A 20,896-nucleotide genomic window follows, 5' to 3' on the forward strand; every position below is an offset into this window, starting at 1 on the left:
GGCTTCCTGTTGTCCGTTGTTGTCCCGCCATGTGTTTCCCGTGGCGGGGCGCTACTCGAAGTCGACCTCCACCAACAGATCGGCGGTCCGCTCCGGCTCGGCGAGCATCGCCGACACCAGATGCCGCTGCTCCCACCGCCCGGCGGCCCAGGCCAGTCCGCGCGCCAGGCCGTCGAAGGTGGAGGTGTGCACGACGCCGTCGGCGACCCGCCAGTCCACTTCCGTGCCGTCGGCCAGGATCAGGTCGTCGTGCTCGACGTAGGTGCCCGGTGCGTCCGGTAGCAGGGCCCTGATGGCCTCCGGCACGTCCCGCACCTCTCCGGCCTCCTCGACCCCGGCGTCTATCACCTCCGAGGCCAGGTCCAGGTCGAGCAGATCGGCCAGGGCGTGCGCGTGGCGCAACGGGATCGGCAGGTAGGGGCGGCCGGCCAGCAGCGGCAACAGATCCGGGGCGTCCACGACCACCACCTCGTCGGCCTCGGCGACCGCCAACTCCCCGTCCAGGGTGGCGCGCAGCTGATCCGGGGGAGACACCTGGTCGGCGGGCACCTCGGCCAGCGTGCAGTACAGATCGGTGAGCTGGCTCCGGTTCACCGACCGGTCCGGATCGGCCAGCCGGTCCAGCAACTCGTCCGGACCGCCGGGCACCGCCAGCAACTCCCGCGCGGTGGTCTTGACGCCCAACGCGGTCAAGAAGTCGAAGTCGTTGGCCAGCGCGCCCGCGTCGGCGGGGTCCAGGGCGTCGTACAGACCGGCCAGCGCGGTGTCCTCGCCCATGACCAGATCGGCCGGACACTTGCCGGCCAGCACCGGCGTCCGGCTCAGCCACCACGCGGTGGCCGAGGGCAGCGTCAGCCGGCTGCCGTCGGCGAGCGCGAGCTGGGCCGGACGCAGCACCGCCTGGCGCAGTGCCGGCGTCCGGGCCAACAGCTCCAACGCCTGCGGCCACGCCTCGGGCCGCACCGTCTCCAGCCCGATGACGCCCGCCAACTCGGCGAGCACCACCGGCGCGGAATCCGGCGGGCACAACGCTTCCACGTGCTCGGCCCAGTCCTCGAAGCCCTCCAGCTCGGTCAACTCGTCGTCAAGGGTGTCCGGATCGAGCAGGACGCCGGTGTCCCGCAGCACCGGGAAGCTGTCCGGAACGCCGGCGGCGTGCAGGACCCCGGACCCCCAGCGCTCCACCCACGCGGGGTCGACGAACCCGTACAACTCGGGATCGACGATCCCGGCCAGCGCCGATTCGGGCACCAGCAACTCGTTGGCCGGCGTGAGTCCGCCGTCGGCCTCGGGCAGCAGCAGCCGGCCGAGCCCGAAGCGTTCCCCGGGGCGCGGACCGGCGGCCCGGACCAGAGCCAGGACCGCCTCGGCGATCGCGAGCGGGTCGGCGGTGTCGTCGTCCAGCGGCACCGGATCGTAGGCGGCCTCCACGGCTTCCTGCACGGCCGGATCGGCCAGCATCACCCGCGGCTCGGCCGGCTGCGCACCCAGTCGTTCCAGAAGGCGGGCGCCGTCGCCGAGGGCGTGCGGGTGGATGACGCGGAGCCCGAGCGGGGTGAGCGCGGCCAGGGTGGCCTCGTCAAAGGCGGTGGCCGGACGGAGTGTGCCGCGCGGTCCGCGGACGGTGCGGCCGTCGGCCAGAGGTACAGACAGGGCCGAAAGTGCGTCAAACGCAAGGGGATCGTCGCCGGACACCCCGTCCAGCGCGCTGTACAGCGCGGCCCACCACGACGGCTCACGCTTGAGCCCGGCGACGGCTTCGACCACGTCCCCGAGGCCGATGCCGCGCACGCCGAGCGTGGTCAGCGCGGCCTGGTCCCGTTCGAAACCGGCGGGAAGCAGGCCCGGGATCACGTCTTCGAGCGCGGCGACCAGGGCCGCGGAGTTCGGGGTGAGGACGACGGCGTTTCGCGGGATGAGGAGCGAGGGGGTTTCTTCGTCCTCTGCGTTCTCGACGTTCTCCTCGTTCACGATATTCGCGGCATCCGCGGCATCCGCGGAGTTCACGGCTGTTCTCTCGGCCGCGGGCAGGATCGCCGACTGCGCCAGCAGCGCCACGATCCGCCGCCGCAGCTCGGCGTCGACCGGACCGTCCGCGATCGGACCGGGCACCAGCCGGAGCAGACCAGGGCTCTTCGACGGCCACCGCCGAACGAGCTCCGCATAGGCGTCCGCGGCCCGATCGAGCAGGAAGTCGGTCAGCGCCCCCGGCGCCAGCCGCCGCCGCGTCGGATCCAGCGGCAGCGTCGCGATCAGCAACGCCGGCAGGCCCAGCGGCTCGTCGGTGGGCGTCGGGCCGTGGAACACCGGGGCGGTCTCGGGCCGCCGGGGCTCCCCGGCGGCGTCGCACGGCACCGCCCACGTCAGCGCCCACCTCGGCCGCGCGCGTTCCTCCACCGGACGATCCGTCAGCAGCTCCGGCGCGATCTGCCCGCTCGCCGAGACCGTGCGCCAGCGGGACACCTCGGTCCCGTCGGTGATGCTGCACACGCCGTCGTCGTCGCGGGCCGCCGTCAGCCGGCGCACGTCCCCGTCCACATCCACAACGATCTCGGCCAGCGTCGGCAGCGCCAGCAGCAGCGCGTCGTCCACGCCGGCCAGCAGGGTGGCGACCAGCTTGCGCGCGGCGTCGTCGCGCAGCGGGAGGACGACGGCCGTGTCAAAGCCCTGCGGCGGCCGCTCGTCGGTGGCGAACGGGAGCCGCAGTATCGGCGTCCGGCCCCCGCGGCGCGTCAGCTCGGCCCGGAGCCCGGCGCTGCCCTCGGCGGCCTGTTCCACCTCGCGGCGGGCGTCGGCGGCCGAGAACCGGACGCTGCCGTCTCGGGACAGGACGGAGGGCGCGTCGCAGACGGCGAGGACGGCGGCGAAGCCGACGCCGAAGCGCCCGACCGGGGAGGCCGCCGCTGCCGAGGCCGCCGACTCGCCCGCGTCCGCCGGGGATGCCGAGGATGCCGAGGATTCCGAGGACGCCGGGTCCGCCGACGATTCCGGCCCCGGTCCCGCCTCCGCCACTTTGCCGGAGGCCCGCAGCGTGGAGAGCCCGGTCACCCCGTCCGCGTCCAGCGGCGCACCGACATTGGCCGCGGTCAGGGTCTGGCCGGCCAGCGTCAGCCGCAGCCGCCCGCTCACCCCGGCGCGTAACGCGGCGTCGGCGGCGTTCTGCGCCAACTCCACGACCACCCGGTCCCGGTACCCACCGAGGACCAAGTCCTCCTCCAGATTGGCATCCTCACGGAACCGCACCGGGGAGGCCACCCAGGCCTCCAGCACCCGCGAACGGGTCGCTGCTGTCTCAAACGGATCGCTCACCCGCGGAGTCTAGGGCCCGCCTCCCTCATCCCGCTTGGCTTCCCGCCTCGGCGACATACCCGGTCAGGCACTGGTGGCAGATGATGTCGACCATGCGCTCCACCGAGTAGTCCCGCCAGCGCGTCACCGGCTCGACCAGCCGCCGGTTGCACAACGCGTGTAGGTGCGGCGGATCTTCTGCGTCATCGACGCGCACGATGTGCCAGAACTGGTCCTCGGTGCTGTCCGTGTCGAGATCCCGATCACGGGCGAGTTCGTACGAGTAACGGCTCACAGTCGGGACGATGCGCCGACTTGCGGCGCACGGCGCGCGCAGGGGACCGTTCGGGCTATGCGGGAGGCCATGCAGGATCGGACCGACCCCCGACAGCCCGACGAGGAACCGGCTGTTCTGACCGGCGGGCGGATGACCGGGGGCGTGGTGCGCGTGCACGACGTGGTGCACCGGCCGGTGAGCGCGGCGTGTCCCGCGACGGCATCCCCGTCGCCTGGATCGACTTCGACACCGCGGCCCCCGGCGATCCGCTCGAAGACGTCGGGTACGCCGCGTGGACCTGGTGCATCGCCTCGACGCAGCGGGTACCTGTCGCGCGCCAAGCCGGCCAAGTCAGGATCCTGGCAGCTGCCTACGGCCTCGACGCCGCCGAACGCGCCGTGCTCATCGACGCCGTGATCGAGCGTCAGGCACGCAATGCCCGCTTCTGGGCGACCGTCCAGGCCTCCGGGCACGCTCCCGCCGATCCCAAGACCATCGCCGCGCGCATCGCCTGGAGCCGCCGCGAGGCCGCGTTCACCATGGCGCACCGCGAAGCCTTCGACGCGGCGCTGGCCTGACCGCGCTGGCCGCTGGCCGCTGGCCGCTGGCCGCTGGCCGCTGGCCGGTGACCGGCCGCAGATATGAAGGCTGGACTTGTTAATCCAAACTACTAAGGCTAGGCTTCATATTGTGAACGACGCCCAGACTCCCGCCACCCCGGCCCCGAACGTCCCGGACGTCCCGGACGTGCCGAACGCCCCGGACGCCCCGGACGTCCCGGACCCGCGCCGCGAGACCGCCCGGCGCATCCGCATCGCCATCGGCGCCTTCAAGCGCCGCGTCCAGGAGGCGCAGGCCGAAGGGGACCTGAGCAATCCGCAGCTCACCGCGTTGTCGCGGCTCGATCGCATGGGGCCGATGACGACTACCGGGCTGGCCCGCCGGGAGCAGATGACCCCCCAGGCGATGGGCGCGACGATCGCCGGCCTGGAGAAGCTGGGCCTGGTGACGCGCAGTGCGGACGCCGACGACGCGCGGCGGTCGATCCTGAGTCTGACCCCGCAGGGCCGCGACGCCGTGCGTTCGGGCCGGAACGCCGTGGTCGACCGGGTCACCGCGGTCCTGGAGGAGTCGTTCACCGATGCGGAGGCCGAGGCCCTGGCGGTCGCGGCCCCGCTGATCGAGCGGCTCGCCCAGCTGCTCTGACACCGCTTCCACCAGCACTTTTGGAGCCGCCATGCCCGCCTCGCCCGAGGCCCCTGCCTCTGCCCCGGCTCACGACACCGTCCCTGCGTCGATATCCCAGAACGCCTTCTCCTGGCGTTTCACCACCCCACTGTTCATCGGCTCGGCTCTCAACCCCATCAACAGCTCCCTGATAGCCACCGCCCTCCTGCCGATCGCGCACGGCGTCGGCGTCCCGATCGGCCAGACCGCGGCCCTGGTCACCGCCCTCTACCTGGCCAGCGCCATCGCCCAGCCGACGGCCGGCAAGGCCGCGGAGGTGTTCGGCCCGCGTCGGGTGTTCCTCGCCGGGATCGTCCTGGTGGCGGTCGGCGGGCTGGCCGGCGGGTTCGCGCGCGACCTGCTCACCCTGCTGATCAGCAGGGTCCTGATAGGCCTGGGAACGTCCTGTGCCTACCCGACCGCGATGCTCCTGATCCGTCGCCGGGCCAACGACGCCGGCCTGGCCAAGCCGCCCGGCGGGGTGCTCGGCGGGCTGCAGATCGCCGGCATCGCCACCGCGTCCCTCGGTCTGCCGGTCGGCGGCGCGCTGGTCGGGGTGTTCGGCTGGCGCTCGGTCTTCTTCGTCAACGTGCCCGTCGCGGTGATCGCGCTGTTGGCGACCCTCACCTGGGTCTCGCCCGACGGCCCGCTCCAGCGTCCGCTGCGCTGGCGCGAACTGGCGGTCCGCCTGGACCTCACCGGCATCGCCGGGTTCGCCGCCGCGATGATCGCGTTGCTGCTGTTCCTGTTCGGGCTGCCCACCGCGCACTGGTACCTGCTCGGCATATCCCTCGTCTTCTGGATCGCGCTCGTGCTCTGGGAGCTGCGGGCCGGCAGCCCCTTCCTCGATGTGCGGATGCTCGCCTCGAACAAGGCGCTCACCCGGACCTACCTGCGTTTCGGGCTGGCCATGCTCTGCCTGTACGTGGTCCTGTACGGCATTACACAGTGGGTTGAAGGCGTCCGCGGCCTCAGCGAGACCCAAGCCGGCCTCCTGCTGCTCCCGATGACGCTGGTCTCCGGGCTGATCGTCTCCCCGATCTCCAGCCGCAACCTGGTTCGGGCCCCGATCATCGCCGCCGCGGTCGCCTGCGTGATCGGCGCGGCCGGCGTGCTGGTCCTCAGCGCGACGGCCTGGATCGGCTGGGTCGTGGTGCTGACGATCGTCTTCGGTGTGGTGATGGGCCTGGCCGCCGCCGGCAACCAGACCGCGCTGTACGCGCAGGCGCCCGCCGAACAGCTCGGGACGGCCGCCGGCCTGCTGCGCACCTTCGGTTACGGCGGCTCGATCGCTTCCTCGGCCATCACCGGGATCGTCTTCCACACGAGCGTCAGCGACCACGGGGTGCACCGGATCGCCTGGATCATGATCGGCGTCAGCGTGGCGCTGCTCCTGGTGTCAGTCCTCGATCGTTCGCTGCCGAGGAAGACCGCGTCCTAGGGTCATCCATACCGGCCACCGCGCAGCCACCGCATACCGGCCATCGCATACCGGCCATCAGCCCCCGACGACCCGCGCCTCCTCCAACGGCACCTCGAACCACACCACCTTCCCGTTCGCCGTCCGGCTCACGCCCCACCGCTGCGCCAGCTGGCTGACCAGGAACAGCCCCCGCCCGCCCTCGTCCAGATCGCCGGCCTCCAGCAGGATCGGCAGGAAGTGGTCGTCATCGCGCACCTCGCACAGCAGCGTCCCGGTGCGCAGCAGCCGCAGCTCGATCGGCCCGTGCGCGTAGCGCACCGCGTTCGTCAGCAGTTCGGTGGCCAGCAGTTCGGTGGTGTCCCGGACCCCGTCCGGCAGCCCCCACCCGGCCAGCGTCTGCCGCACCAGGCGCCGCGCCCGCGGCACCGTCGGCGGCAGCGGGGAGAGCAGCCAGTTGGCTATGTCCTCGGCCGGGATGCCCTTCAGCCGGGCCGCCAGCAGCGCGACGTCGTCCTCGTGCTTGTCCCCGTCGAGCATCGTCAGCAGGGTCTCGCACAGCGTCTCGGGCTCGACCGACGGCTGCGCGGCCAGCTCCAGGCACTCGGCGAGGGCGGCGATCCGGTCGTCGATGTCGTCGCCCCGGGCCTCGACCAGCCCGTCGGTGTACAGCACCAGGACGTCGCCGTCGCCGATCGGGATCTCGGCGGTGTCGAACGCCACGCCGCCGACCCCGATCGGCGCGCCGCTGGGCACCTCGACCTGCTCCACCCGGCCGTCGGCGCGGACCAGCATCGGCGCCAGGTGCCCGGCGTTGGCGATGACGCACGTCGAGGCGATCGGGTCGTAGACCGCGTACAGACAGGTCGCCAGATGGTCGTCGCCCAACTGCAGCGCCAGGCTGTCCAACTGGCGCAGCAGCTGTCCCGGCGGCAGGTCCAGGGCCGCGAGGGTCTGCACCGCGATCCGCAGATGCCCCATCACCGCCGCCGACCGCACGCCGTGCCCCATCACGTCGCCGATCACGATCGCCACCCGGCTGCCCGGCAGCGCGATGGTGTCGAACCAGTCGCCGCCGACCTCGACCGCCGGATTGGCCGGCAGATACCGGTGCGCGACCTCGACCCCGGCCAGCGTCGGCGGCGTGGTCGGCAGCACCCCGCGCCGGAACTCGGCGGCCGTGGCCACCTGACCGCGGAACAGCCGCGCGTTGTCGACGCCGAGCGCCGCCTGCGCCGCCAACTGCCCGACGGTGAGCACGTCCACCTCGTCGAACTCGGCCCGCTCCGGCCGCCGCGTCAGGGCCACGCAGCCCAGCACCCGGCCGCGCACCACGAGCGGCACGGCCAGATACGCGCGCTCGGCGACCAACGGATACAGGTCGCCGGGGGAGTGGGACAGCGCCATCGCCTCGGCCCGGTCCGGGGTGACGCGATCCAGCCACACCGGCACGCCGGTGGCCATCGCCTCGTGGCAGGGGCTGGTGTCGTGCATGATCTGCACCGCGCCCTCCGGCACCAGAGCCTGCCAGCGCTCAAGCGGCTCGTCGTGGGCCACCGCCACCCGCCGCACCAGACTGGACGCGGTCGCCCCGGGGGCCGGCGGAGCCGGGGCGCCGTCCACGAACAAGGCGTCCAGCAGATGTACGGACGCGAAGTCGCCCAGCCGCGGCACCAACGCCGCGGCGAACTGCGCCGCGATCGCCACCATGTCGCCGGCGGCGCCGATCCGGGTCGTCGCGTCGTTCAGGAACGACAGGTGGTCGCGCAGATCCAGCGGCTCCCGCCCCTGGTCGCGCTCTTGTCCCGGATCATGCTCCCATTCCTGGTCACCGTGTGGGCCGCGGTCCCCGTCCCGCTCCCCTCGATCCCCCCTGCGCGTCAGCACTCTGCTGTCTTCGTGCTCTGATTGCTGCACTTCGGTAGTTGCTCTCGCTCCGGCCCGATACTGGTGTGCGAAGTCTAGGACCGTTCGTCCGCCTTGTGGCAGAGAAAGAACATCTGGATCTCCGGTTTGGCCGAACTCGTCTCCGGCGCGTAGGACAGAACCCGCTCGTGCTCGACGGCGAATCCGGACTCTGACAACAGGGTTCGTAGATCGTCGCGGAGAATCCCGGTCACCCGGATCCGGCTGTCCAGGAAGGTGATCGGGACGTCGTCCACATCCCCCTCGACCATCGCCACCGCGAACCAGCCGCCCGGGACCAGCACCTCGCCGATCAGGCCCAGCGCGGTCCGCACCTTTTCCCGCGGCAGATGGAGCAGCACGAAGAACGCCGTCACCGCCTCGAACCCGGGCCCGTCGGCCGACAGGTCCATCACGTCCCCGAGGACGAACTCCGCCTCCGGCACGTTCTGCTCGGCGATCCCGAGCATCCGCGGCGAGATGTCCAGGCAGGTCACCCGGCAGCCGGCGGCGGTCAACTGACGCGCGGTCGGCAGCCCGGTCCCCGAACCGATGTCCAGCACCCGCGCCCCGGGCGGCATCAGCTCCAGCATCGTCCTCACCATCGCGAGCTGGCCGTCCTTGTGTGGGAAGGCCTCGTCATAGCGTGCGCCGATCGCCTCCCAGGCGCGCGCCTGATCCTGCTCGCGCTCGATCCACGCCCGATCGGCTTCGCCGGCCGGATTCCCGCGTGCCGCCGAACCCGGATTCCCGATGACCATGTCCGTATTATCAGGGGTCTTCATTTTCTCGGGAAAGGGTGGGACTGATGCGCATCGACGCGCAGCACAGCCGTCGCTCGTTCATCCGCGCCGTCAGCGTGGGGACGCTGGCCGTCGGCTTCGACGTCACTTCCCGCGCCTGGGCGGCCGAAGCCCCGGCCGGCACCGGAGCGGACCAGGGAACGGACCAGGCAGCTGACCGGGGAGCGGGCACCGGGGCGGCCGCGGACTTCCGGCGCGCCCCGCACCTGGACGGCCGGCTCCTGATCGACCCGGCGGACCTGGCGCCCTACGAAGACGACTACGGCCACCTGGTCCACCGCACCCCGAAGGCGGCGCTGCTGCCCGGGTCGGTCGCCGACATCGCCGCGATGATCGCCTTCTGCGGCCCGCTCGGCATCCCGGTCGCGCCGCGCGGCCAGGGCCACCAGGCCTACGGCCAGGCCCAGGTCGACGGCGGCCTGGTGATCGACCTGGGACCGCTGGACACGATCAGCGTCGACCCGGCGAGGAGCACCGCGACCGTCGGGGCCGGCGCCGTGTGGAGCGCGGTCCTGGCGGCGAGCCTCGCACACGGCCTCACCCCGCCGGTGTTCACCGACTACATCGAGCTGTCGGTGGGCGGCACGCTGATCGCCGGCGGCCTCGGCGGGGCCTCGCACCAGCACGGCGCGCAGGTCGACAACGTCCTGGAACTCGACGTCGTCACCGGTGCCGGCCGCGTCCAGACCTGCTCGGCCACCCACAACGCGGACCTGTTCCACGCCACCTTGTCCGGCCTCGGCCAGGTCGGCGTCATCACCCGCGCCGTGGTCCGCCTGATCCCCGCGCCGACCTCGGTCCGCAGCTATTCGCTGGCGTACCCGACGCTCGCCGCCCTCACCGCCGCGCAGCGCAAGGTCGTCGGCGACGGCCGTTTCGACTGGCTGGAGGGCACGATCCTGCCGGCCAGCGGTGGCGGCTGGCTGTACATCCTCGAAGGTTCGGCGTTCTACGACACCACCCCGCCGGATGACAATGCCCTGATCGGCGACCTCGCCTATGTCGGCCCGCCCCAGATCCAGGACTCGGGCTACCAGGCCTTCGTGGACGACCTCGCGCCGACCGTCGCGGCCCTGAAGGCCAGCGGCGAGTGGTACGACCCGCACCCCTGGTTCAACGGCTTCCTCCCCGACGCCGCCACCGACGCCCTGGTCGCGGACACCCTGGCTGGCACCACCGCGGCCGATCTCGGCGCCAGCGGCCTGGTGCTGCTCTACCCGGTGCCGACCGCGAAGCTGACGGCTCCCCTGCTGTCGGTGCCCGAGGGGGAACTGGCCTTCCTGTTCGCGGTGCTGCGCACAGCCGCCCCGGACGGCGGCGCGCTGCCGGCGCCGCAACTGCTGCAAGCCAACCGCGATCTGTATCTGCGCGTGCAGGCCGCGGGCGGCACGCAGTACCCGGTCGGCGCGATCCCGATGACGCCGGCCGACTGGCGGACGCAGTACGGCGCGCGGTGGCGGGGATTCCAGGCCGCGAAGCAGTACTTTGACCCATATGGGATCCTTGCGCCGGGGCAGGGGATCTTCGCACCCGCCCATTGAGCGGTTGAACGCGCGACGGCGGCCGGGCAGTGGGCGACCCGGCCGCCGTCGGCATGTCCGAGCAGGTCGGGAGCTCCTTGGACGGCAACAGGTCACAAGGAGTACTCCGAAGTTTCGTTTGTTGGTTCCGTCGTCGGGGCCTTGAGCGAAACTATCCTTCCCAGGGCCCTGATCTCGTGCTATTCAATTCAGTGCGCCACCCCACATCCCCACCTTCATGTGGAGGCATCCAGTGTTTGCTGCTCACCATCCGCGGCGATCGGCTTCCGGTCGCCGCTTCCGGCGTGGCCTGTTCATGCTGACGGCCGCGGCCACGGCGGCTGTCACGCTCATGGCCACCAATGCTTCGGCGACCGGCGCCGACCACTACGTCGCCCTGGGCGACTCCTACTCCTCCGGCGTCGGCGCCGGCAGCTACACCTCCTCCAGCGGCAGCTGCGACCGCAGCACCAACGCCTACTCGCAACTGTGGGCGAACAGCCGCCACCCGGCCAGCTACGTCTCCGTCGCCTGCTCCGGTGCCACCACCCAGGACGTGCTCAACAACCAGCTCTCGGCGCTGAGCAGCGGCACCACCCTGGTGAGCATCACCATCGGCGGCAACGACGTCGGCTTCTCCTCGGTGATGGAGACCTGTGTGCTGGACTCCGACAGCGCCTGCCTGAACGCCATCAACACCGCGACCTCGCAGGCCAAGACCATCCTGCCGGGCCGGCTGGCGACCACCTTCGCCGCGATCCGCAGGGCCGCGCCGTCCGCGCACGTCGTGGTCCTGGGCTACCCGGAGCTGTACGACCTGAGCCACTCCTGGTACTGCCCCGGCCTGAGCGGCACCGACCGCTCCGCGCTGAACAACGCCGCGGACCTGCTCGACACCCAGATCTCGGCCGCGGCCCAGAACGCCGGCGACACCTTCGCCGACGTCCGCGGCCAGTTCCACGGGCACGAGCTGTGCGACTTCTTCAACGAGTGGCTGCACTCGGTGGACGTCACCGACGTCAGCGACTCCTACCACCCGACCGCCGACGGCCAGAGCGGCGGGTACTACGCGGCGTTCAGCGCGGTCGCGCCGTAGCCGGTAGCAGATAGCAGATAGCAGATAGCAGATAGCGGCACAGCGGAAACCGGCGAGGGCCGTCAATTGCCCGGAGCACTCCCGTTGCCCCGAGTCGGCGTGACCTCCACCCCGCCGTGCGCCAGCTGCTCCTGCAACTTCTCGCCCTCGATGTCCGGGTCCGGCACGTACTTGGAGTACCACTGCGGGTGGTACCAGAACCCCGATTTCGCCAGCGCCATCACCGCCGGGACCAGGGTGAGCCGGACGACGAACGCGTCCAGGAACACCCCGGCCGCGAAGCTGAAGCCGATCGCCTTGATCGTCGGGGTCGGCGAGACGATGAAGGCCACGAAGATCGAGAACATGATCAGCGCGGCCGCGGTCACCACGCGCGAGGCCGTGCCGGCGCCGCGCCGGACCGCCTCGACCGCGTTCCCGTTCTTCGTGAAGTCCTCCTTGATCCGGCTGACGACGAAGATCTCGTAGTCGCTGGACAGTCCGAAGATGATCGCGATCATGATGATCGGCAGGAAGCTGATGGTCTCGGACTTGGTGATGCTGAAGATCTTCTCGCCCCAGCCCCACTGGAACAGGGCGACCTGCGCGCCCAGCGCCGCGGCCACCGACAGCAGGAAGCCGATGATCGACTTGATCGGGACCCAGATGGTGCGGAAGGCGAAGGTCAGCAGGATGAAGGCCAGTCCCACCACGACGATCAGGAACACCGGCAGCGCCGAGTTCAGCTTCGAGGACACGTCGATGTTCGAGGCCGTGACCCCGCCGATCAGCACGTTCGCGCCGCTGCCGGCGGCGATCGCGGTGCGGTTGTCGCGCAGGTGGTGGACCAGGGTCGCGGTCGCGGGGTCGCTGGGGCCGGTGGTCGGGATGACCTTGATCACCGCGGTGCTGCCGTTCAGCGCCGCCGGGGTGGATACGGCGACCCCGGGTTGCTTGGCCAGCCCGGCGGCGATCTGCGACACCTGCTGTTGGGACGACACCCCGTCGGCGACCACCAGCAGCGCGCCGTTGAACCCGGGACCGAAGTTCGCGGTGGTGAGGTCGTAGGCCTTGCGCGAGGTGTCGCTCTTGGGGTTCGACGACGCGCCGGGCAGGCCGGTCTGGATCTTCAGCGCCGGCGAGGCCAGGAGCAGCAGCAGCGCCACGCCGGCGAGCAGCACCGGGATCCGGTGGTGGACGACGAACCGGGCCCAGCGCCAGCCGGCGGCCGTCTCCGGAGCCTCGACGGTCTGGTGCGCGACGCGCTCGGAGTGCTCCTTGCCGAAGGGGAACCGGGAGAAGTTCTTGAGTTTGTCGCCCGCGAAGCCCAGCATCGCCGGGATCAGGGTCAGCGAGATCAGCATCGCCAGGAACACCGCGCCCGCGGCGGCCACGCCCATGATCGTCAGGAACGGGATCCCGACCACCGCCAGCCCGCACAGCGCGATCATGACCGTGCAGGCGGCGAAGACCACCGAGCTGCCGGCCGTGCCCGCCGCCACGCCCACGGCCTCCTCCGGCGGCATCCCGCGCAGCAGGCCGTCCCGGTGCCGGTGGATGATGAACAGGCCGTAGTCGATGCCGCAGGACAGCCCCAGCATGATCGCCACGGTCGTCGAGGTGGAGGCGATGGTCATCACCGCGGCCAGCGCGGTGACCGCCATGACCGTGGTGATCACGCCGATGATGGCGGTCATGATCGGCAGCCCGGCGGCCACCAGCGAGCCGAAGGTGATCAGCAGGATGAAGAAGGCGATCACCAGGCCGACCAGTTCCGGCAGCTCCGAGGGCACGACCCGCCACCCGGGGTAGACGCTGCCGTTGTACTCGACCTGCACACCGGCCGCGCGGGCCGGCGCCACGGCGGACTTCACGTCGTTCAGCGCGGAGTCCTTGATGTCGGGCGGCTGCTGGCTCCACTGCAGGTTGCCCAGCGCCACCTGGCCGTTCTGCGAGATCGGACCGGCCTGGAACGGGTCCGCCGACAGCGCGACCCCCGGGACCTTCCCCAGGTTCGCCACGGCCTGCTCGATGCCGGCCTTGGGACCGGGGTCGGTGACCTTCGTCCCGTTCGGCACGGCGAACACGACGGTCGTCTGGGCCCCGCTCAGCGCGGGGAGTTTGACCTTCAGCAAGTCCGTGACCCGCTGCGACTCGGTGCCGGGGATCGTGAACGAGTCGTTGGTCTTCCCACCGCTCGCCCCGGCCACGGCGATCATGGCCACGACCACGATCACCCACACCGCGAGGACTAGCCGGCGGCGGCGGAAGGCCCAGCGGGCGATTCGGAACAGGTAGCTCGACACCCTCGCAGCATCCGGCGCGGGTGCGGCGCGCGCCTTCCGGGCTGAGCCATCCGGGAGGGGAGGGGACGTGGTCGGCCGCGGCCCGGGGCCGGTGCGGCCGGGGCCTCGGGCCGAACCGCGAAGGGCCGGCGGCGGATCGCGCCGGGGTTTCCGCACATTCTTGCGATCGGCAGGCCCGCGCCCGGCGGTTCCGACGCCGCGCCGGCCGCGTTGAGAGCGCCATCCGACAAGCGCCATCCAACAAAGAAGTGGCGTCCTCTGAGCGAGGGCGCCACTTCCATTGCGGCTCCGGACCGCCGCTCCGGCGCGGTCACGTCTCAAGGGTGGTGAGGCGTCGCCGACCACGTCGGTCAGTCCCTACGCGGGGCCCGGTGAAGTGCCGTCGACTCTACCGGGCCCCGCCGGGTCAGCCCAGCTCGAACGAGGTGATTCCGTAGACCGTCACCAGATTGATATCGCGCACCGGACCGGTGTACATCCGGGCCGTCTCGAAGCTGGGCTTCAGGCCGTGGCGTTCAGCCAGGGCAACGGCCTGCGGGTTGAGTTCGGGGACGTCCAGCGCGACTTCGGCCGCCGTTCCGTCGCCGTCGGCCGCGGCGAGTCCGGAAACCAGGGCCCTGAACAACTCCTCGGCGATCTCCGGGGTGTCGGCGAACAGCGGGCCGATCTTGGCGAACGACGGGGCCCGGCGGATGACGCCGTAGCCCACGAGTTCGCCGTCCGAGACCGCGCCGTACCCGATGTGCCCCGGCGCCGCGAGCCAGCGGGCGAGGAACACCGGGCGTTCGGCCGGGAAGCGGCGGCTGTCGTAGGCCTGGATCGTGCTCTGCGCGATCTCGCCGGCGGGCAGGATCTTCGGCCCGTTCCCGGTCGACGGAGCCTCGGCCTCCACCGAACCGACGTAACGGATGTTGCGGTGCGCGAGCTGGAAACCGGAGCGGCGGTAGTTGTCCTGCTGCTCCAGCACGCCGTCCAGCCCGATGATCCGGTCGCCGGCGTGCTCGAGCCCGGCCTGCCAGGTGGCGTAGCCGTGGCCCCGCCCCCGGAAGTCCGGGTGCACCAGGTAGAACCCGAGGAACGAGAAGGTGTCCCCGTAGTTCACCACGGACACCGCCGACACCGGCTGGTCGTCGATCCGGCCCAGGAAGAAGCCGTCAGGGTCCTGAGCCAGGAAGCAGCCGCCGTCGGCGGGGCCGGGGTTCCAGCCCTCGCCGGCGGCCCAGGACTCGAAGACCGGCCAGTCGGCCGCGGTGGCCCGGGTGATCTCCAGCTCGGTCGTCTCGTCCTGTTCCACGTCTACAAGTCCTCTTCCATGGCGGCCAGCTCCTCCGGGGTGCCGTAGCTGATCGGGCCCTTATACGTGCGCCGGGCCGTCACGAACCACCATACGGTCGCGATGGACAGCACCACGGCCAACGCGACCGGGGCGTAGTTGAACGTCTTGTGGGTGATCGGGTACTGCTGCGGCAGCAGGAACAGGATGCTGCTCAGGAAGATCCACGTGATCGCGACCAGCGTCACCGGCCGGCTCCAGCGGCCCAGGTTCCACGGGCCCGGGGTGAAATCGGCGCCGCGGCGCAGCCGCAGGAAGATCGGCACGCCGTAGGAGCCGAACAGGCCGATCACGTTGACCGAGACGATGGCCTGGAAGGCGACGGTGTTCCACAGCGAGGGCACACCCAGCAGGAACGCGCCGACCGCGGCGAACCAGACCGACTTCACCGGAGTGTGGGTGCGCTTGCTGACCGTGCGCCACCACTTGCTGCCCGGGATCGCGCCGTCCCGGGAGAAGGCGAAGATCTGCCGGGAGTTGGAGGTCATGTTCGCCAGCCCGCAGAAGAAGATCGCGCCGCAGACCACCAGCAGCAGGACCTTGGCAGTGGACAGGCCCAGGGCGTCGACGAAGATCTGCGCGGCCGGCTCGCCGGCGCCGGCCTCGTTGGAGTAGTTGGCCGCCGACATCGAGAAGGTCAGGGCCAGGATCAGCACCAGGCCGGCGACCCAGGAGAAGGCGATCGAGCGCACGATGCCCTTCGGCGCCGAGACCGCCGCGTGGGTGGTCTCCTCGGACATGTGCGCCGAGGCGTCGAAGCCGGTGAACGTCCAACTCGTGAACAGCAGGCCGATCATGCCGGCGTAGATGCCGGACTTGAATCCGGTGCCGTTCACGAAGTGGGTGAAGGCGAAGCTCGCCGAGTTGTGGTGGGCCGGGAACACGATCAGGTAGAACACGATCACCAGGCCGCCGACCAGCAGCCAGGCCACGCTGATCTTGTTCAGCAGCGCGACCAGCCCGACGGTGTAGGTGTTCAGCAGCGCGTGGATCAGCAGGATCGCGCCGTAGATGGCCAGGATCTGCCCCGGGTGCGGGTTGTAGCTCGGCCACTGCAAGGTGGCCAGCGCCACGGCGAAGTTCGCCAGTGCGAAGTCGGTGGCCGCGGTGCCGCCGATCTGGCCGATGAAGTTCAGCCAGCCGGTGAACCAGCTCCAGCCCGCGTTATGCCGCTTGGCCAGCTTCGCCGACCAGTAGTACAGCGCCGCCGAGGTCGGGAAGCCGGAGGTGATCTCGGCCATCGCCGCGCCGACGAACAGCACCAGCATGCCGACCACGAGCCAGCCGAAGACCATGATGCGCGGGCCGCCGGAGACCATGGCCAGGCCCAGCGCGGTCAGCACGCCGGAGATGAAGTTGATGATGGTCGCCGAGATGGCGAAGTTCCCGAACGCGTTGACGCGCCGGGACAGCTGGCGGGGATAACCGAGTTCCCTCAGGGTCTGGTCGTCGTCGGGGATCTCCAGGGAGGTGCCCTGGCGGCTTGTCGGACCGGCGTCGGTCGCCATCTTTCGTACCTTTCAAGGGGAAGGGGGATACGAGGGACAAGCCACGCGAGGGCGTACGCGGCCGGGCTGTATAACAGGTCGATGCTTCTGATCAGATTCCGGACATACAGCGCTCCCGGGCCATGAGGAGCACCTGTTCCGGATTGCCGTGCAGGGACCACGGGGTGGTCAGCGCGTAGGGGCCGATGGCGTCGAAGACCTGGCTCGCCGGCTGCCACTGCGATCCGGCCCACAGCGCGTGCGCCAGGTGGTGCAGGTCCGGCAGCAGCGCGCCGGCCCCGGCGTTCGCCGCGAACCACTGGGTGTAGCAGCGTTCTGTCTCCTGCTCGGCGTACGCGGTCGACCAGTTCCGGTACGTCAGCAGGATCTTGTTGAGGTTGTTCTGTTCCAGCTGGTACCGGAACGCCTCGATGAAGGCCACCAGTTGCAGCACGAGCAGCGCCGAGCCGGCCGGCGCCTGGCTGGCGATCCAGTGCGCGACCCCGGACACCGCGGCCACCGAGCCGCCGCTCTTCGGCCCGACCGCGGTCAGCAGCCGGTGGTGCGCCTCCCGGTTCCACGGGTCGCGCCGCCACAGCTGGCCCATCGTCCGCCACGGGCCGGCGATCGCCAGCTCCGGCGGGCCCGGGATGTTGTCCGGCGCCGCGGGTGCCAGCTGGAGCAACGCGATCCAGGGCAGCGGGTCCGCCGGGAACCGCTCGGCGGCCTCCATGCACTGCGCCTTGGCCAGCTCGACCAGCCCCTCGGCCTTGGGGTGCTGCGCGCGGTGCGCCTGCAGGGCCCTGATCACGTTCGTGCGCAGCCGCAGCAGCAGCGCCTCGGGGCTGTCCGGCACCTCGGCCAGCCAGGCGGTGTCCACGCCGTTGGACGCCGCGATCTGCGCCAGGATCAGGTAGCGGTAGTCCCGCACGTCCTCATGGGCCTGCCGGTCGGCCAGCAGCTCACCGGCCAGCGAGTACCGGCCCATGCGCAATTCCTGGGTGGTGGCCGCCAGCCACTGGTCCCGGCCGGCGGGGTCCCACACCAACTTCAGGTGGCCCTCGCCTGACCCTTTTCGCTTCACCACGCGGGGATCTCTCCGCCCTGCGGAGTACTGATCGCGGGTACCGCGAAGCGGGCCGTGCAGTGTGTGCACACCGACTGCCACCGCCTCTGTGTTGCCTGTTGTCAGGGCCCGAACCAAACGCCGAATACCCAAGCCGAAAACGCCCAGTTCGGGAAGCGCACCGACTGTGCGCCGACCATGCACGGACCATGCGACAACTGGCCTGACCTATAAGTATGCTGACGGATATAGCTGACTGTCCGCATACTGCTGATTGCGGTCCGCTGGCGTACGGAAGGGGGCATCCATGGCCAAGACCCGGCAGACCCAGCAGGCCCGGCTCCGCCGCGTGGGGCTGGCCCGCGCGCGTGAGGCGGCCGGTATGACGCAGGAGGCGTTCGCGGTCAGAGCTGGGGTGGAAGTGTCCACGGTCGTGCGGTGGGAGAGCGGCTGCACCACCCCGCTGCCCGGGAAGCGGCCGCAGATCGCCCGGGCGCTCGGGGTCGGACTGCCCGAGCTCGAGCGGCTGCTGACGCCGGAGGGGGCGCAGAACTACGGCGGAGCCGGGTTCGGTTCCTCAAGGGCTACTGAGGAAGGTCGGCTCGCGGCGATCGCCGGAGTGCGCGAGGAGATCGCCAAGCTGACGGCCGAGTATGAGGCGCGGCCGGCGATTGGTTTGGTGGTGCCGGTGACGGGTTTGTTGGGGCGGGTTGAGGCTTTGCGGTCGGCGGGGGGTGCCGGTGGTGCTGGCTCCGGTGCCGCGGCTACTGGCTCCGGTGCGGCTGTGGGTGTCGGTGCCGCTGCCGGCGTCGGAGACAGCACCGGTGGCGTCTTCCCCGCGGCGATGGACGGCTTCATCGGCACGTCGCCCGGCTTCATCGGCACGCCGTCCGGGTTCATCGGCACGCCGTCCGGGGCGGGCGGGTCGGCCGGGTTCGCGTTCAACCCCGTCGTGGGGACCATCGCCCAGGCTCCCATCCCGTGGCGCCGCGATCTGGACGTCGCCGAAGCCGAGGCCTGCCTGCTCGTCGGCCGCCTCCTGTGGGACGCCGCCGGCCGCCGCGACACCTCGGCCGCCGAAGAGTTCTTCGACCGCGCCGCCCGCCGAGCCGCACAGGCCGGCGACTCGGTCATGCAGGTCACCGCGGCCCTGCGCGCAGCCTTCGTCGGCCTTTACGGCGGCGACCCGCGCGCCGGGGTCCGGCGGTGCGTCCAAGCGGCCGTCACCGCCGCACCGGTCAGCGAGGCCCTGTTCGCCCTGGCCCGCCTGCACGCCGCCGAAGGCCACGCGATCCTCGGCAACGCCGCCGAATGCGACCGAGCCCTCACCACCGCACGCGGCGCGATGGCGGCGATCAGCGCCGACGACCCGGCACCCGGCGTGTGCCAGCCCCGCACCTACCAGCGCCTGTCCGGCGCCGCGTACCTGGCGCTCGGTCGCTACACCGAAGCACGCGCCGCGCTCACACTGGCCGCCGCACGCTACGAGCCCGGCAAGAGACTGGCGCTGGTACTGGGCCAGCTCGCCCTCGCCTGCCTCGGCGAAGGCGACCCGGCCGCGGCCCAGAGCCACCTGTGGACCGCGATCGACCTGGCGGAGATGACGCAGTCGTCCGGGGCGCTGGCTGTGGCGTTTCGCGCGGGGCGTGAGATCGTGCGCGCGAGTGGGGGAGGGGCCGAGGCTTTGGCGATTGTGGATCGGCTGCTGACGCTGCCGGCTACTGGGTGCTGAGGGTGCCGGCTGCCGACGGTGCCGGCCACCGGCTGATCCGGCACCGGACACCAGTGCTGGCAACCATCGATTCATGATCGACCTCGAATACGAGATGACCTACCGCGAGACGATCGAAGGCCCCTGTTCCACTACGACACCGCATCAGCCCCCGGAAGCCAACCGAAGCACCAGCGCCCCGGCGATGATCGCCGAGAACGCGACCACCTTCGGCCCGGTGATCCGCTCCTTGTAGATCACCGATCCGAGTACCACGGTCCCGATCGATCCGATGCCGGTCCAGATCGTGTACCCCACGCCGACATCCAGTGTGCGCAGCGCCAGACTCAGCGTGAAGATGCCGGCGGCGGCGGTCAGCAGGGTGAACACCGACGGCCACAGCCGGGTGAAGCCGTGGGTGGCGTTGGTGCCCAGTGCGAAGGCGACCTCGAAGACCGAGGCGATCAGCAGGTAGATCCAGGCCATGGCGGCACTCCTTCGGGAACGTGGCTCAGTCCTGGGCGGCGGCGAGTTTGTCGGCGATCTTCAGGCCCAGCACCCCGCCGATGATCAGCGTGAAGGCCACGACCTTCGCCGGGGTGACGGCCTCGTGGAAGAGCGCCGTTGCGAACACGACCGTCCCGACCGAGCCGATCCCGGTCCAGACCGTGTAGCCGACTCCGACGTCCAGCGTCTTCAGCGCCAGGCTCAAGAAGAAGATCCCGCCGGCCGCCGCGGCGACCGTCAGCAGGGACGGGCCGAGGACGGTGAAGCCGTGGGTGGCGTCGGTCGCCAGCGCGAACACGATCTCGAAGGCGGACGCGATGAGCAGGTAGGCCCAGGCCATGGAATGCGGTCTCCTTGCCTTCTGTTGCATGTATGTGCAAGTTGTTTGTGGGCCTAAAGCATGCACATACAAGTAAAGTGGCGTCAAGCCACCCGAGGAGCCACCCAAGGAGCGAGCCGATGACACCGCCGGTGAAAGCACCGAGAACCAGCCCCGACGCCCGCACCTGGAACCACCTGCTCACCCTGCACACGCGGGTCGAGAGCCGGCTGGGCACCGTCCTGCAACGCCGCCACGGCCTGGGCCTGTCCGAATACCGGGCCCTGGGCTTCCTCGACCAGGCCGACAAGAGCGAGCTGCGCATGACCGAACTCGCCGACCGCCTCGGCCTCAACCAGAGCTCGGTCACCCGCCTGGTCGGCCGGCTCAACGCCGCCGAGTTCACGTACCGCGACCTGTGCCCCGACGACAAACGCGGCGCCTACACCGTCCTCACCGACGCCGGCCGCACCCGCTACCGCGAGGCCCGCACCACCTACGACACCACCCTCAGCGCCGCCCTCGACGAACTCGCCGCCGCCGACCCGGCGCACGCGGCGATCATCGCGACCGCGCGCTCCGCCGTACGTTCCAGGGAGTAGCCAAGGTATCCGTCTTCGGGCCGACGACGGAGTACGACGGCGCCAGCGAA

17 protein-coding genes are annotated in these 20,896 nt (G+C 71.0%); 7 read left to right on the top strand and 10 right to left on the bottom strand.

What is annotated here, in order from left to right; translation table 11 throughout:
- Positions 1–51: 51 nt before the first annotated feature.
- Both KGQ19_RS31955 and KGQ19_RS31960 read right to left on the bottom strand, forming a co-directional pair.
- Positions 52–3,309 (bottom strand): hypothetical protein, encoded by a 3,258-nt coding sequence (locus KGQ19_RS31955; protein WP_212016119.1) that lies wholly within the window; start codon positions 3,307–3,309, stop codon positions 52–54.
- Positions 3,310–3,334: 25 nt separating this feature from the next.
- Positions 3,335–3,583, bottom strand: coding sequence for a hypothetical protein (locus tag KGQ19_RS31960; protein ID WP_212016122.1), 249 nt, complete (start codon positions 3,581–3,583; stop codon positions 3,335–3,337).
- Between the two features lie 188 nt (positions 3,584–3,771).
- Between KGQ19_RS31960 and KGQ19_RS31965 the strand changes: the two genes are divergently transcribed.
- The 3 genes from KGQ19_RS31965 (at position 3,772) to KGQ19_RS31975 (ending at position 6,233) form a co-directional block, all read left to right on the top strand.
- The gene (locus KGQ19_RS31965; RefSeq protein WP_212016124.1) at positions 3,772–4,143 is read left to right on the top strand and encodes a phosphotransferase; all 372 of its coding nucleotides are present in this window, start codon (positions 3,772–3,774) and stop codon (positions 4,141–4,143) included.
- Positions 4,144–4,255: 112 nt separating this feature from the next.
- Positions 4,256–4,771 carry a MarR family winged helix-turn-helix transcriptional regulator gene (locus KGQ19_RS51315; protein WP_212016126.1) on the top strand — a complete coding sequence of 172 codons (516 nt, stop codon included), beginning with the start codon at positions 4,256–4,258 and terminating at the stop codon, positions 4,769–4,771.
- A gap of 31 nt (positions 4,772–4,802) precedes the next feature.
- The gene (locus KGQ19_RS31975) at positions 4,803–6,233 is read left to right on the top strand and encodes an MFS transporter (protein ID WP_212016128.1); all 1,431 of its coding nucleotides are present in this window, start codon (positions 4,803–4,805) and stop codon (positions 6,231–6,233) included.
- A gap of 57 nt (positions 6,234–6,290) precedes the next feature.
- On the opposite strand, the gene KGQ19_RS31980 is transcribed toward KGQ19_RS31975, so the two are convergent.
- Together KGQ19_RS31980 and KGQ19_RS31985 are read right to left on the bottom strand one after the other, a co-directional pair.
- Positions 6,291–8,099, bottom strand: a complete 1,809-nt coding sequence (locus tag KGQ19_RS31980; protein WP_212016130.1) for an ATP-binding SpoIIE family protein phosphatase — start codon at positions 8,097–8,099, stop codon at positions 6,291–6,293.
- Positions 8,100–8,173: 74 nt separating this feature from the next.
- Entirely contained in the window at positions 8,174–8,878 is a 705-nt protein-coding gene (locus KGQ19_RS31985) for a class I SAM-dependent methyltransferase (RefSeq protein WP_212016132.1), read from the bottom strand.
- A 47-nt stretch (positions 8,879–8,925) separates the two neighbouring features.
- On the opposite strand from KGQ19_RS31985, the gene KGQ19_RS31990 reads away from it, so the two are divergent.
- Together KGQ19_RS31990 and KGQ19_RS31995 are read left to right on the top strand one after the other, a co-directional pair.
- Positions 8,926–10,461, top strand: a complete 1,536-nt coding sequence (locus tag KGQ19_RS31990) for an FAD-binding protein (protein ID WP_212016134.1) — start codon at positions 8,926–8,928, stop codon at positions 10,459–10,461.
- 295 nt (positions 10,462–10,756) lie between these two features.
- Positions 10,757–11,536, top strand: coding sequence for an SGNH/GDSL hydrolase family protein (locus KGQ19_RS31995; protein ID WP_230419767.1), 780 nt, complete (start codon positions 10,757–10,759; stop codon positions 11,534–11,536).
- A gap of 62 nt (positions 11,537–11,598) precedes the next feature.
- Here KGQ19_RS31995 and KGQ19_RS32000 read toward each other — a convergent pair whose 3' ends face one another.
- The 4 genes from KGQ19_RS32000 to KGQ19_RS32015 form a co-directional block, all read right to left on the bottom strand.
- Positions 11,599–13,821 carry an MMPL family transporter gene (locus KGQ19_RS32000; RefSeq protein WP_212016138.1) on the bottom strand — a complete coding sequence of 741 codons (2,223 nt, stop codon included), beginning with the start codon at positions 13,819–13,821 and terminating at the stop codon, positions 11,599–11,601.
- 406 nt (positions 13,822–14,227) lie between these two features.
- Positions 14,228–15,115, bottom strand: coding sequence for a GNAT family N-acetyltransferase (locus tag KGQ19_RS32005; protein ID WP_212016140.1), 888 nt, complete (start codon positions 15,113–15,115; stop codon positions 14,228–14,230).
- A gap of 2 nt (positions 15,116–15,117) precedes the next feature.
- Entirely contained in the window at positions 15,118–16,662 is a 1,545-nt protein-coding gene (locus KGQ19_RS32010) for an amino acid permease (protein WP_194899358.1), read from the bottom strand.
- A gap of 91 nt (positions 16,663–16,753) precedes the next feature.
- Complete coding sequence (locus KGQ19_RS32015) at positions 16,754–17,728, bottom strand: hypothetical protein (RefSeq protein WP_212016142.1); 975 nt, start codon at positions 17,726–17,728, stop codon at positions 16,754–16,756.
- 286 nt (positions 17,729–18,014) lie between these two features.
- Between KGQ19_RS32015 and KGQ19_RS32020 the strand changes: the two genes are divergently transcribed.
- Complete coding sequence (locus KGQ19_RS32020) at positions 18,015–19,439, top strand: helix-turn-helix domain-containing protein (protein WP_212016144.1); 1,425 nt, start codon at positions 18,015–18,017, stop codon at positions 19,437–19,439.
- A 144-nt stretch (positions 19,440–19,583) separates the two neighbouring features.
- Here the strand turns inward: KGQ19_RS32020 and KGQ19_RS32025 are convergent, their stop codons facing one another.
- A complete protein-coding gene (locus KGQ19_RS32025; RefSeq protein ID WP_212016146.1) occupies positions 19,584–19,904 on the bottom strand; it encodes a DMT family transporter in 321 nt (106 codons plus the stop codon).
- A gap of 25 nt (positions 19,905–19,929) precedes the next feature.
- Positions 19,930–20,265 (bottom strand): DMT family transporter, encoded by a 336-nt coding sequence (locus KGQ19_RS32030; protein WP_212016148.1) that lies wholly within the window; start codon positions 20,263–20,265, stop codon positions 19,930–19,932.
- 119 nt (positions 20,266–20,384) lie between these two features.
- Here KGQ19_RS32030 and KGQ19_RS32035 point away from each other — a divergent pair, with 119 nt between their 5' ends.
- Positions 20,385–20,846 carry a MarR family winged helix-turn-helix transcriptional regulator gene (locus KGQ19_RS32035; RefSeq protein WP_212016156.1) on the top strand — a complete coding sequence of 154 codons (462 nt, stop codon included), beginning with the start codon at positions 20,385–20,387 and terminating at the stop codon, positions 20,844–20,846.
- The last annotated feature ends 50 nt before the right edge of the window (positions 20,847–20,896 follow it).

It is taken from the genome of Catenulispora pinistramenti, assembly GCF_018274385.1.
Classification (GTDB): Bacteria; Actinomycetota; Actinomycetes; order Streptomycetales; family Catenulisporaceae; genus Catenulispora; species Catenulispora pinistramenti.